General features: G+C 62.3%; 11 protein-coding genes. All 11 read right to left on the bottom strand.

The genetic code is table 11. The features are described from left to right. Window positions 1–288 precede the first annotated feature (288 nt). Complete coding sequence (locus ACODS9_RS25345) at window positions 289–672, bottom strand: YkgJ family cysteine cluster protein (RefSeq protein ID WP_367857055.1); 384 nt, start codon at window positions 670–672, stop codon at window positions 289–291. A 233-nt stretch (window positions 673–905) separates the two neighbouring features. Beyond that, window positions 906–2,114, bottom strand: coding sequence for an alanine transaminase (alaC, locus tag ACODS9_RS25340; RefSeq protein WP_046857052.1), 1,209 nt, complete (start codon window positions 2,112–2,114; stop codon window positions 906–908). Between the two features lie 219 nt (window positions 2,115–2,333). Further along, entirely contained in the window at window positions 2,334–4,094 is a 1,761-nt protein-coding gene (locus ACODS9_RS25335) for an isocyanide synthase family protein (RefSeq protein WP_489095030.1), read from the bottom strand. A gap of 22 nt (window positions 4,095–4,116) precedes the next feature. Then, on the bottom strand, window positions 4,117–4,818 hold the full coding sequence (locus tag ACODS9_RS25330) for an HAD family hydrolase (protein WP_489095029.1): 702 nt from the start codon (window positions 4,816–4,818) through the stop codon (window positions 4,117–4,119). Window positions 4,819–4,829: 11 nt separating this feature from the next. Next, entirely contained in the window at window positions 4,830–5,822 is a 993-nt protein-coding gene (locus ACODS9_RS25325) for an L-tyrosine/L-tryptophan isonitrile synthase family protein (protein WP_489095028.1), read from the bottom strand. Window positions 5,823–6,009: 187 nt separating this feature from the next. Beyond that, on the bottom strand, window positions 6,010–6,897 hold the full coding sequence (gene cyoE, locus ACODS9_RS25320) for a heme o synthase (protein ID WP_023629877.1): 888 nt from the start codon (window positions 6,895–6,897) through the stop codon (window positions 6,010–6,012). Window positions 6,898–6,908: 11 nt separating this feature from the next. After that, complete coding sequence (gene cyoD / locus ACODS9_RS25315; protein ID WP_023629876.1) at window positions 6,909–7,241, bottom strand: cytochrome o ubiquinol oxidase subunit IV; 333 nt, start codon at window positions 7,239–7,241, stop codon at window positions 6,909–6,911. Next, window positions 7,241–7,864: a cytochrome o ubiquinol oxidase subunit III gene (locus ACODS9_RS25310; RefSeq protein WP_023629875.1), complete on the bottom strand. Its 624-nt coding sequence runs from the start codon at window positions 7,862–7,864 to the stop codon at window positions 7,241–7,243. Before ACODS9_RS25310 ends, cyoD begins: the two co-directional genes overlap by 1 nt. A gap of 3 nt (window positions 7,865–7,867) precedes the next feature. After that, window positions 7,868–9,889, bottom strand: a complete 2,022-nt coding sequence (gene cyoB / locus ACODS9_RS25305; protein WP_102682485.1) for a cytochrome o ubiquinol oxidase subunit I — start codon at window positions 9,887–9,889, stop codon at window positions 7,868–7,870. Window positions 9,890–9,892: 3 nt separating this feature from the next. Beyond that, on the bottom strand, window positions 9,893–10,837 hold the full coding sequence (gene cyoA, locus ACODS9_RS25300) for a ubiquinol oxidase subunit II (RefSeq protein ID WP_038707394.1): 945 nt from the start codon (window positions 10,835–10,837) through the stop codon (window positions 9,893–9,895). Between the two features lie 560 nt (window positions 10,838–11,397). Continuing rightward, on the bottom strand, window positions 11,398–11,904 hold the full coding sequence (locus ACODS9_RS25295) for a disulfide bond formation protein B (protein ID WP_023629873.1): 507 nt from the start codon (window positions 11,902–11,904) through the stop codon (window positions 11,398–11,400). Window positions 11,905–12,369: the final 465 nt, after the last annotated feature.

Below are 12,369 nucleotides of genomic sequence, written 5' to 3'. Positions count from 1 at the left end.
GAGCTCCTTCGTGGATCAGGCGATTCAGTCCTTGAAAGCGTGCACAGCGGAGTGGGCAGGAGCAGTGACACACGCGACGGCCGAAACGCCTGATCTATGGCTACGAATATCCTTTGAAGGAATGTGTAGCCGCTCAGGGGCGGGCGGTTTGGCGTCGAGGCCGGTCAAATGGTGTTAATACTTTGTCGAGGCGGCACGTGTTTCGCGGGTTTCAGCGATGCGTTCATTGGATCCAACCGACGAACGGTAGTGCCTGCTCCAACAGGAACAGGCTTGACCCGAGCAGGTTCAGGCGACCTCCGCCCCGTCATCCGGCCAATGCGGCTCGTTGGCGCCCGGCGGGGTCAGCGGTGGCAGGCCATAGGCTGCCCGAGCGTCGTCACAGCTCGGATTGTGCACGCCGTTTTCCCACGACGCTTCGAACTCGCGGCAGGGGCTGGAGCGGTTCTCGTAGATGGAGCACGCCACCTGCGTGCCGATCTCGCCGCCGAGGCTGACACAACGGCAGGGCTTGGCGTCGGTGCCGATCATGGCGACGCGGGTCGGGTTGATCTGCACGACCAGGTCGTCGGGCACCAGGCCACCGGCGGACTGGCACTCACCCCAGAAGAAAGACACACGAAAGTAGCCGCAGCAGGCGCCGCAGGTCATGCAAGGATTCTGTTCGGACATGATGGCCAGGGAGGGAGGTTGTTGTTATCGGGGCGGGCGCCCGCGGCGCTATTTGTAATCCAGGCGCGGGCGGCTGAGAAGAGGGGGAATGCAAAAAAAGATCGCCGCTGATCGGCGATCTGAAAGTCGTGATCGATGTCGCCTGTACCGACCTCATCGCCGGCAAGCCGGCTCCCACTAGATCCGGAGCCATCCTGTGGGAGCCGGCTTGCCGGCGATGAGGTCGGACCTGTTTACTTGCTGGTCAAACCATCGGCGCGGAACATCTGGCGGATCCCGCGAATAGCCTGGCGGATACGGTCCTGGTTCTCGATCAGGGCAAAACGAACATGATCATCGCCGTAGTCGCCAAAGCCGATCCCCGGCGACACGCAAACCTTGGCCTCGGCCAGCAGCTTCTTGGAAAACTCCAGCGACCCCAGGTGAGCGTACTGCTCAGGGATCTTCGCCCACACGTACATCGAGGCCTTGGGGTTCTCGACCATCCAGCCCAGCTCGTGCAGGCCCTTCACCAGCAAGTTGCGGCGCTGGCGGTACTGCTCGGCGATATCGCGCACGCACTGCTGGTCGCCTTCCAGGGCGGCGATGGCAGCCACCTGCAGCGGAGTGAAGGTGCCGTAGTCGTGGTAGCTCTTGATCCGCGCCAGGGCACTGACCAGCTCAGGGTTGCCGACCATGAAGCCGATCCGCCAGCCGGCCATGTTGTAGCTCTTGGACAGGGTGAAGAACTCCACCGCGATGTCCTTTGCCCCCGGCACCTGCATGATCGACGGCGCCTTCCAGCCGTCGTAGACGATGTCGGCGTAGGCCAGGTCGTGCACCACCAGCACATCGTACTGCTTGGCCAGGGCCACCACGCGCTCGAAGAAGTCCAGCTCCACGCACTGCGCGGTGGGGTTGGACGGGAAGCCGAGGATCATCATCTTCGGCTTGGGGATCGATTCGCGGATCGCCCGTTCCAGCTCGTTGAAGAAGTCCACGCCCGGTACCAGCGGCACCGAGCGTACCTGGGCGCCGGCGATCACCGCGCCGTAGATGTGGATCGGGTAGCTGGGGTTGGGCACCAGGACCGTGTCGCCGTGGTCGAGGGTGCCGAGCATCAGGTGCGCCAGGCCTTCCTTCGAGCCGATGGTGACAATGGCTTCGCTTTCCGGGTCGATGTCGACCTCGTAGCGTTCCTTGTACCAGTTGGAGATGGCGCGGCGCAGGCGCGGGATGCCACGGGAGGTGGAATAGCCATGGGTGTCTTCGCGCTGGGCGACCTGCACCAGCTTCTCGACAATGTGTGGCGGCGTGGCGCCATCGGGGTTGCCCATGCTCAGGTCAATGATGTCCTCGCCACGGCGGCGGGCGGCCATCTTGAGCTCGGCAGTAATGTTGAAGACGTAAGGGGGGAGACGATCGATGCGCGCAAAGCGGCGCGGCGAACCTGGGTTGGCCATGTGTTCCTCGAGAGACGTATGCGCCCGGAACCGTCCGAGCGACGCTGGCCGCTGCGGCGGCCGACAAACAACATAATCCCGCCACGACCACTTCGTAAAGGATAATTTCCTGTTTTATTAGATTTTTTCAGCCACTTCGTTTGAAAAAATCGTAATTACAGAATCAGCCTCAGCAGGCGGTGCTTGCCGAAACACCGGTAAGCACCGCCGTCAAAGGGCTCAGTAGACCTGCACCCGCCACAGTTCGCGCGCGGCCGAGGCCGCGCTCATCGGCAAGCGCCCGTGCAAGGTCTGGTAGTTGTCGATCAGCACCAGGTCACCCGCCTGCCACTCATGGGCAATCAGGCATTCGGGGTCGTAGACCAGTTCGTCGAGCTGGCTGATCAATGCCTGCTGGAAGTCATCGTCGTGCCCCTGCACCTTCTGTTCGAGGGTCTGCAACGACGACTGACAGCCCTCCTGGTAGCGCAGTACCCGCTCGCCGCTGCGCGGATCGAGGTCGACCAGCGAGTAGCTGCGCGGCGAACCGCCGAAATAGGTCATGCGCGTGTAGTAGGTCAAATCGACGCCCTGCCACTGGCGGGCGGTGCGCAGGCCCACCTTGCGCAAGGCGTTGCGGCTGTCGACGACCGTAGTCTGCCCTTCCCCCGGCTGCGGCGGCGTCTTGCAATACAGCATGAAGGTGTGGGCGCAGAACTTGGGATCGCGCTGCACCAGCGGGTCGCTGTCGGGCAGCATGTTGAGGTCCCAGTGCAAGGGCGTCTTCTCCAGCGAATGCACCACGCCTTGGGGCTGGTCGGCCGGCTTGACCACATGCACCTCGCCAAAGGACCAACGGTAGATGGTGCCGAAACGCTCGCAGTCGGTGGCGAATGCCTGCTGGTCGGTGAACTCACAGCCTCTGAGGCAGACAAAGCCGAAACTGCGCACCAGGGCCTGCAAGGTCTCGGTGGACAGTCGCTGGAAACCCAGCCCCAGCGGGTCGCTGACCAGCAACCCGAACAGGGGGAGCTTCTGCAATGTGAAGTTGAAGCCCTCGAGCGCCTCGCCCGCAGTTTCATGGAACAGCCATGGCTGCCCCTGCCAGGTCACCAGCACATGCCGCGCGGGGTCGATCTGCGCGCGGCCTCGCAGTGTCTGACGCCCGTCTAGCTGGCGCACCGGCACTGCATGCCAGGGGCTGGCTACATGATCGAGCCCCTCGGCCAGGGCCACGGTGAACTTGGGGCCGGCATTGTCGTACTGGTGCACCGACAGGCGCACATGCCCGGGGAAAAACCGCTCGACCGCCGCATTCAAGGCCTGGCCGCGCAGCATCATCTGGTAGGCCTTGTAGCTGATCTGGCGCAGGTGCTCGTCTTCGTCCTGCCCGGCCTGGCGGCACAGGCGCAGGTCGTTGTAGAGGTGGCTGCACAACTTGTCGTGGGTCCGCCCCAGTGCCTCGTCGTGCTGGCACTGCTCGATCAGTGCGTCGACGTTCTTCCACGGCAGGCGGGCCTGCTTGACCAGGGTGGCGCGCAGGGCCTCGGCACTGCTGGCCTGGGGGAACAGGTCTTCCATGCTCACCCAACGGATGCAATGGGTGGTACACAGGGTGCGCAGCGCCTGGTTGTAGGCGCGGCGCACGTCGTCCGGCACGCCGACGATATCGTTGAAGGTGGTGCCGTCGCTGAGGATCGCGATCTCGCAGCCAGGGGCGTGGAGCTCGGCGAGCTCCTGGGCGAGGTGGTCGAGGCGCTCGATGGCGATCACCTCGCCATGGTCGGGCAGTACGCCGAAGGTCTTGTCGTGATCATTCGGCGACTTGCACGGGAAACCCGGCAGCACCATGCGCAGCGGCTCGCCGCTGTCGAAGCAGCGCGCCAGGTCGTGGGCCAGGTGCGCCCTGCCCGCTTGGTCGAAGCGGTCGCCCTGGGCCTTGAGCAGGTAAGCGTCCAGCACCTGGCCGACGGCTTCCATCCAGCTGTCTTTGTCTTGCATGTTGTGTCTTCCTTGAGAATGGCTACAGCGAACCGATTGGCGTTGCGGATTGGCTTGCACAGTGGCGCACTTGCTCCGGGCGCAGGGCCCGGAGCAGCTGCAAGGGTTGCTGGCAATGGAACTGTGGCCGCTGCTCGAGCAACGCTTGCCACTCGCCGTAGCCCCAACCGACGGCGGCGGCGGGCATGCCGGCGGCCTTGGCGGTCAACAGGTCGACGGGGGTATCGCCGACAAACAGGCAGTGGCCTGGGTCGATGCCCAGCCGTTCGGCAGCCTGCAGCGCGATGTCCGGTGCCGGCTTGAGCCGCTCGCCGGGGCGATGACCGAGCACCGCGGCAAATCGCTGCGCGGGCAGCAGCCCTTGCACGACACGCTCGGCGAGGGTGTGGGCCTTGTTGGTGACGACGGCCATGGGCAGCCCTTTGTCGGCAATCCTCTCGATCAGGCCGATACAACCGGGGAACGCTCGGGAACGCCGGACCAGGTTGTCGTGATAGCAGCTGCTGTAGTCGTCATGCAGGCGTTGGCGTTGCTCGGCGTCGAGGCCGACGGCGGCCCTTTCGAGCATCGCCGCCACACCGCCGCCGATCATGCCGCGCACCTCATCTGGCTGCAGCGCGTGCAGCCCGTGCAGGCTCAGCACATGATTCAGGCACCAGGCGATATCCGGCAGGGTATCGACCAGGGTGCCGTCCAGGTCAAATAGAACCGCGCGTATGTCCATTGGCGCCACCCTCACTGCGCGCTGGCGTAGTGGCAAGGCCGGCCACGGCGGAATACCAGCCGGCTGTAACGCTCATCGACATTGCTGCGCCGGTCGAGGGTCACCACGCCACGACGCTTGATCGCCACCGAATGCCAGGGGGTGCGCCACAGGTCGCTGGTCGGCACCAGGCGGATGCCGATCTTGCTCGATACCGCCAACTGCGGGTGGATCGACAGGCGCAGGCAATGCGGATAGCGCGCTTGCAGCAACGCACTCCAGGCCTCGCTACGCTGGATCACCCGCTGGGAGGCGGGCTTGGCGGCCTTCTTCACCGCGTTCATGCTCATGCCTTCGAACTCCACCAGCCCGGCGTAGTCCTCGGCGAGGAAACGATGGATGCCGCAGTACATCAGCCGCATGTGCTCCTCGTCCTCGAAGCGCTGCTGCAGGGCGCGCAGCGACTGGCCATGCTCGATCATCAGCTCTTCACGCATGGAGTCCAGGCAGCCCAGCTGTGGATAGGCATCCTTGAGGTCGAACAAGGTGAAGCGGCCGGGATAGTGCTGGCCGGCATAGCGCTGGATATCGTCGGTGTAGGCCTGGACATGGGCATCGGGCACCCGCACCAGGTCGGCGAAGACATAGCCGTCCGAGCAGATGTGAATGACCGCACCGGGGGCATGCACTGCGCGGATTTCCTCCGCCAGGCGGTTCAGCTCGTCGATGGCATGGTGCTCTGCCAGGTCCGGGAGCGGGCCGAGGGTCTTCTGGCGGTTGGGCGACTTGCCGGGGAAGGCCGGGAGGACCATTTCCACCGGCAGCCCGTGCTCGACGGCCTGCAGCACCTTGGGCAGGTGCGGGGCGAGCACGGCATCATCCAGCGCGTCATCCTGCCCGGGGGCCAGGCTGCGTCGACGAAACAGGCATTCGAGGATGGCCAGCGCGGTAGCGGTGCTGGCAGAGGCATGGCGTTGGCGCAGCGAAGCCGCGCACGCCGAAAGAGCGAAGCTCGATTCGGTCATGGAACAGTCCTTGTCATGTGGATCGATCCGAATGGATCGTGGCCTACCCTGGCCTGCAGGTCGTCCTGACCTGCGGCGCATAACATCCGGCAAAGGGCATGGCGCTGTCAACTGCCCTTCGAATGAATTTTCCGAGGCAAAAAAAAACGCCCCGGCAAGCCGGGGCGTCTTGTGCAGCTGGGGTGTTTCAGCGTGCGTAGGTCATCAGCACGTCGGCCGCGGTCTGGCTGTCCACGCCCATCATCACGCTCAGGGCAGTGACGGTGAGGATGGAGAAGCCGAATACCTTGCGCGCCCACTTGCTGTCGTCCTCGGCCTTGTAGCCGCCCCAGGCCATGTACAGCCAGTACAGGCCCATGGCGGCCGCCACGGCGAGGTAACCCAGGCCGGCGTAACCGCCGAGGGTCAGCATCAGGGTGGCGAGGACGAAGGCCAGCACGTACAGCACGATCTGCTTCTTCGCCGCGAGGATACCGCGCGCCACCGGCAGGACCGGGATGTTGGCGGCGCTGTAGTCCTTGAAGCGGAAGATGGCGATGGCAAAGCTGTGCGGCATCTGCCACAGGCTGAACATCACCAGCAGGGTGAACGCGGCCAGGTCGAAGCTGTTGCTCACCGCGCAGTAGCCGATCACCGGAGGCATGGCACCGGACAGGCTGCCGACCAGGGTGCCGTGCACCGATTTGCGCTTGAGCCACAGGCTGTAGAAGCCGACGTAGACCACGAAGCCAACCAGGGCGCAGAACGCCGACAGCGGGTTGGCCTGGACATACAGCAAGCTGAAACCCGCCACCCCGAGCAGGGTGGCGTAGATCAGCGCCAGGGGCAGCGACATGCCGCCCTGGACCATGACGCGGTTCTTGGTGCGCTCCATCTTGTGGTCGATGTCACGGTCGATGCAGTTGTTGAACACGCATCCGGACGCGACCACCAGGGACGTACCGATCACCACCGCCAGGAACAGGGCGAAATCCACATGCCCCTTGGCGGCAAGGAAGAAACCGCCTGCCACGGAAAGCACGTTACCGAAAATGATCCCCGGTTTGGTGATTTGGATAAAGTGCTTCACGGACATGCAGTCTTACCTCACTTGGCCAGCATTTCGAAGTGGATGCTGAACATGATCCACAGCGACAGGCCGACCAGCAGTGCAATTACCAGAACGGTGAACAGGAACGTCGACACGTTGGAGCGCTGCTCTTTCGAGCGGTCCATGTGCAGGAAGTACACGAGGTGCACCACCACCTGGATGACGGCCATGGCCACCACGATCAGGACGGTCAGGTTCTTCGGCAGGCTTGGGTACATCACCAGGCCGAACGGGATCGCGGTCAGGATGATCGACAGTACAAAGCCGATCATGTAGGACTTCACGCTACCGTGATTGCCTTCGTGATGAGTGTCGTGTGCGCTAGCCATTACAGAACCCCCAGCAGGTAGACGACGGTGAACACGCAGATCCAGACCACGTCGAGGAAGTGCCAGAACAGGCTCAGGCAGCTCATGCGGGTCTTGGCGGTCGGCGTGATGCCGTGCTTGTTGATCTGGTACATCATGATTGCCATCCAGATCAGACCGGCAGTCACGTGCAGGCCGTGGGTACCGACCAGCGCGAAGAACGCCGACAGGAAGCCACTGCGCTGCGGGCCGTAGCCTTCGGCGATCAGGTGATGGAACTCATAGATTTCCATCGCGATGAAGCCAGCACCGAACAGGAAGGTCACAGCCAACCAGCCCAGTACACCTGCCTTGTTGCCGGCGAACATCTTCAGCATGGCGAAGCCGAAGGTGATCGAGGACAGCAGCAGGAACGCGGTTTCGACCAGCACGAAGTCGAGCTGGAAGATGTCGTGACCCGACGGGCCGCCGGCGAAACCGCCGGACAGCACCGCGTAGGTGGCGAAGAGCGACGCAAACAGGATGCAGTCGGTCATCAGGTACAGCCAGAAACCGAGTACGGTCATCTGGCCCGAGTCGTGGTGGTGGTCATCGTGCGCATGGTCATGACCATGCGCGCCACCGTGGATTACTTGACTGGACATTGATTACACCCGTTCAAACGATTCGACACGTGCGCCGCCGGCAGGCAGTGCACCAGCGTTGGCCAGCGCTTTCATGCGCTCGCCTTCGATGCGCGCCACTTCTTCGGCCGGCACCATGTAGCCCTGGTCGTCACGCGCGGCGTGGCGAACGAAGACAGCGATGGTCGCAACCAGGCTCGCACCCACCAGCCACCAGATGTGCCAGATGAAGGCGAAGCCGAACACGGTCAGCAACAGACCCATGAACAGACCGGTGGAAGTGTTGCTCGGCATGTGGATCGCTTCGTACTTGGCCGGAGCCTTGTAGGCGGCGCCGGCTTGCTTGGCTTCGTGCCAGGCGTCCAGGCCAACGTGCTCAGGCATGTGGGCGAAGTTGTAGAACGGAGGTGGCGACGAAGTCGACCATTCCAGGGTACGGCCGCCCCATGGGTCGCCGGTGACGTCCATGTTGTCCTTGCGATCGCGAACCGAGACGTAGATCTGGATCAGCTGGCAGGCGATACCGAACAGGATCAGCACGGCGCCGACCACGGCTACGTACAGGTAGGGTTCCCACAGCGGGTTGTCGGAGTGGTTCAGACGACGGGTCATGCCCATGAAGCCCAGGGCGTACAGCGGCATGAACGCTACGTAGAAGCCGGAGATCCAGAACCAGAAGGCAGCCTTGCCCCACTTCTCGTTCAGGGTGAAACCGAAGGCTTTCGGGAACCAGAAGGCGAAGCCGGCGATGTAGCCGAATACCGCGCCACCGATGATCACGTTGTGGAAGTGGGCGATCACGAACAGGCTGTTGTGCAGAACGAAGTCGGCACCTGGAACAGCCAGCAGGACGCCGGTCATGCCACCGATGGAGAAGGTGACCATGAAGCCCAGGGTCCACATGATCGGCGCGGTGAAGCGCAGACGGCCCTGGTAGATGGTGAACAGCCAGTTGAACAGCTTCACACCGGTCGGAATGGAGATCAGCATCGTCGCCAGGCCGAAGAAGGTGTTGACGCTGGCGCCGGCACCCATGGTGAAGAAGTGGTGCAGCCAGACCGCAAAGCCGAGGATGGCGATCGCGCCCGATGCGTAGATCATCGAGTGGTGACCGAACAGGCGCTTGCCTGCGAAGGTCGAGGTAACTTCCGAGAACACGCCGAAGGCCGGCAGGATCAGGATGTAGACCTCAGGGTGACCCCACGCCCAGAACAGGTTGACGTACATCATCGGGTTCCCACCAAGCTCGTTGGTGAAGATGTGGAAGTCCAGATAACGGTCAACAGTCAGCAGTGCGAGTGCGGCGGTCAGGATCGGGAAGGAAGCGACGATCAGCACGTTGGCCCAGGTGCAGGTCCAGGTGAAGATCGGCATGTCCATCAGCTTCATGCCAGGAGCGCGCATCTTCATCACGGTGACGAGGAAGTTCACGCCGGTAAGCGTCGTACCCAGACCTGATAGCTGTAGCGCCCAGATGTAGTAGTCGACACCCACCCCAGGGCTGTACTGGATACCCGCGAGCGGCGGATAGGCAACCCAGCCGGTCTTGGCGAATTCACCAACGCCCAGCGAGATGTTGACCAGCAGCACGCCTGCCAGCAGCAGGTAGAAGCTCAGGGAGTTCAGGAACGGGAAGGCAACGTCACGTGCACCGATCTGCAGAGGAACCGCAAGGTTCATCAGGCCGGTGAAGAACGGCATCGCCATGAAGATGATCATGATCACACCGTGGGCGGTGAAGATCTGGTCATAGTGTTCAGGCGGCAGGTAGCCTTCGGAGCCACCGGTGGCGGCGGCCAACTGGGTACGCATCATGATGGCGTCGGCGAAGCCGCGCAGCAGCATGACCATAGCGACGATGATGTACATCACGCCGATTTTCTTGTGGTCGACCGTGGTCAGCCACTCGGTCCACAAGTAGGTCCACTTGCGGAAATAGGTGATGGCACCAACGACAGCGAGACCACCGAGCGCGATCATGGCAAGCGTCACCATGACTATCGGCTCGTGATACGGTATCGCCTCCAGAGTTAATTTACCGAACATCTCTTACTCCTCTGCACCGGCAGCTGGTTGCATACTCGATTCCACACCCTTGGTAGTGGCCAGGTCTTTGCTGCCTGCTTCTTCGTGGTTCGGACGACCGCGGTTCATGCCTTCGTACTTGTCGACGATGCGCTGGAACTGGTCAGCCTGAGCCTCGCTGTACAGCGCGACTGGGTTGTTTTCGCTTGCTTTGGCCAAGGCGTCATATTCGGCCTGGTCCAGTTTCTTCGGCGAAGCCTTCACCTCGGCGACCCATGCATCGAAGTCGGCCTGGGAGGTGGCAACAGCCTTGAATTTCATACCGGTGAAGCCGGCGCCGCTGTAGTTGGCGGAGATACCGTCGAACTCACCGTTCTCGTTGGCGATCAGGTGCAGTTTGGTGGTCATGCCAGCCATGGCGTAGATCTGGCCACCCAGGCCCGGGATGAAGAAGGAGTTCATCACGGCGTCGGAGGTCACGCGGAAGTTGACCGGGGTGTTGGCCGGGAAGACGATCTTGTTGACCGTGGCAATGCCCTGTTCCGGGTAGATGAACAGCCATTTCCAGTCCAGCGCGACCACGTCGATCTGCACCGGCTTCACATCGGAATCCAGTGGACGGTACGGGTCCAGCTTGTGGGTGGAGTGGTAGGTGAAGTAACCCAGGGCGATGATGATCAGGATCGGGATGATCCACACCGCGGCCTCGATCTTGGTCGAGTGCGACCAGTCGGGGGTGTAGGTGGCGGCCTTGTTGGACGCGCGATACTTCCAGGCGAACGCCAGGGTCATGATGATCACGGGCACGACCACCAGCAGCATCAGGCCGGTGGCGATCAGGATCAGGTTCTTCTGCTCAATGCCGACCTGGCCCTTCGGATCGAGCAGGGTCCAGTTGCACCCACTGAGTAAAAGCATGCCTAAAAAGGGCAATATGCCAAACAGTCTGGGGTAACGCTTTTTACTCATCTCACGACCTCTAGATCAGCTTGCTTCAATGCAATTTGTGTTTTGGTAGCCAACACTTCGTCCTGCCAAGTGCGGCAATTGGCGCCCGTACTCGCCCCTGCCAGGGATCCGACTGCTGGATCTTGGCGTCAAGCGGGTTGGCGGTGCTTATGGTTTCGTAGGCAACAGGCCTGTACTTCAGACCAAGTCCATTTGGTGCGGGAAAACGCGGAGGGGTGTCCGCCCGGTATCGCCGTTGGGCGAAACTTGTCGAAGTCAGCAAATGGAAAGCGCTGCGGCTCCCATCAATCCTGCGACTCGCAAGCAGTGCCGAACGGAAATTGGGGGCGATTGTAGATAGGTCGCCCCACGATGACTATGACTTATTGAGCAACAGTCTTTTACAGAATGCGTAACAATACTGGTCAAAAAATCAACTTCGCGACAGTTTGTCGCACCCCGCGCAGTAGCCCTGAAACCCTTGCCGCGCAAGGGCTGGTGGCTGACCTGGATCAATCATCGGGGGCCATTTGCAGCTTATCTCGCCGCGCAATAGACCCAGGTCAATTCGGGACTTTGGTCTAAGCGCGGCGACGGTTTCGGTAGATGCCCAGGGGCACCAGCACCGCCGTCAGCACGAACGCCACCAGCGCCCATTGCGCGAGGGACAGGCCGAGGATCGGTGGGTAGGGCGTGGAGCAGAACCCATCGACCTGGAACGCCAGCGGCCAGAGCTTGGCCAGCGGCAGGTCGTCGACGATGGGCTGCAAGGTGTCGATACCGCAGCTGACCATGGGGTTGGCGAGTATATACACATGGTTGCCGGCGGCAACGATGCCACCGATGGCGCTGAGCACCACCAGCGCCTCGAAGAAGGTCAGGCTGCGGCGCCCGGGCATGGCGGCGGCGATGAAGGCGAAGATCGCGATGAACAGCAGGGCATAGCGCTGCAGGATGCACAGCGGGCAAGGTGCCTCGCCCAGCACCACCTGCATGTACAGGGCGCCGCCGATCAGCGCCAGGCAGATCACGCCGAGGAGCACCAGAAAGCGCCGTTCCCGATTCAGGCGCGATGAGAGTTCGTTCATTGCCGATTCCTTCGATGGAGAGTGACAGCGCGGGCTGCCCGAGGGGCGCCCAGTCTACACGCTGGAGATGACCTTTGAATGCATCGAGCGGGGGCGTGCGCGGCTATCCACTGATGACCTAGGACCGAGCGGGTCGGTTTCGGTTCACTGACGCACGTGAAAAATGCGCCAGCCCAGGTGCCGGGCAGGAGCAGGCCCCTCGACACCTGGGAGTGAAGGATACAGTGATTAAAGGAGGATTAAAGATGAAAGCGGGTGTAACCGCGCTCACCTCTTCCTTATATAGAAGATCGGTTAGGCCCAATCGCTGCGGTTCGGCGCTCGGCCAGGCCGACAGCGTCGAATGTCATCGTCCGCTTCGTTCTCGATTACCCACGGCCGGGAGCATCCGTGTGCTGGCGGCCCGACAGAACGCCGAACCGCAGCGATTGGGATGAATTACTCGTAGCCTGTCCCGGCCCCCTC

The sequence above is a fragment of the Pseudomonas sp. FG36 genome, assembly GCF_057809275.1.
The sequence above is the reverse complement of the archived record's forward strand: the minus strand, read 5'-3'. Positions and strand labels throughout refer to the sequence as shown.

What these genes read in the sequence shown, in the direction of transcription:
- ACODS9_RS25330 (WP_489095029.1), bottom strand. Translation starts at nt 4,818, where the DNA reads ATGGACATACGCGCGGTTCTATTTGACCTGGACGGCACCCTGGTCGAT.
- cyoB (WP_102682485.1), bottom strand. Translation starts at nt 9,889, where the DNA reads ATGTTCGGTAAATTAACTCTGGAGGCGATACCGTATCACGAGCCGATA.
- cyoA (WP_038707394.1), bottom strand. Translation starts at nt 10,837, where the DNA reads ATGAGTAAAAAGCGTTACCCCAGACTGTTTGGCATATTGCCCTTTTTA.
- ACODS9_RS25335 (WP_489095030.1), bottom strand. Translation starts at nt 4,094, where the DNA reads ATGCAAGACAAAGACAGCTGGATGGAAGCCGTCGGCCAGGTGCTGGAC.
- cyoE (WP_023629877.1), bottom strand. Translation starts at nt 6,897, where the DNA reads ATGTCCGTGAAGCACTTTATCCAAATCACCAAACCGGGGATCATTTTC.
- ACODS9_RS25345 (WP_367857055.1), bottom strand. Translation starts at nt 672, where the DNA reads ATGTCCGAACAGAATCCTTGCATGACCTGCGGCGCCTGCTGCGGCTAC.
- ACODS9_RS25325 (WP_489095028.1), bottom strand. Translation starts at nt 5,822, where the DNA reads ATGACCGAATCGAGCTTCGCTCTTTCGGCGTGCGCGGCTTCGCTGCGC.
- cyoD (WP_023629876.1), bottom strand. Translation starts at nt 7,241, where the DNA reads ATGGCTAGCGCACACGACACTCATCACGAAGGCAATCACGGTAGCGTG.
- ACODS9_RS25310 (WP_023629875.1), bottom strand. Translation starts at nt 7,864, where the DNA reads ATGTCCAGTCAAGTAATCCACGGTGGCGCGCATGGTCATGACCATGCG.
- alaC (WP_046857052.1), bottom strand. Translation starts at nt 2,114, where the DNA reads ATGGCCAACCCAGGTTCGCCGCGCCGCTTTGCGCGCATCGATCGTCTC.
- ACODS9_RS25295 (WP_023629873.1), bottom strand. Translation starts at nt 11,904, where the DNA reads ATGAACGAACTCTCATCGCGCCTGAATCGGGAACGGCGCTTTCTGGTG.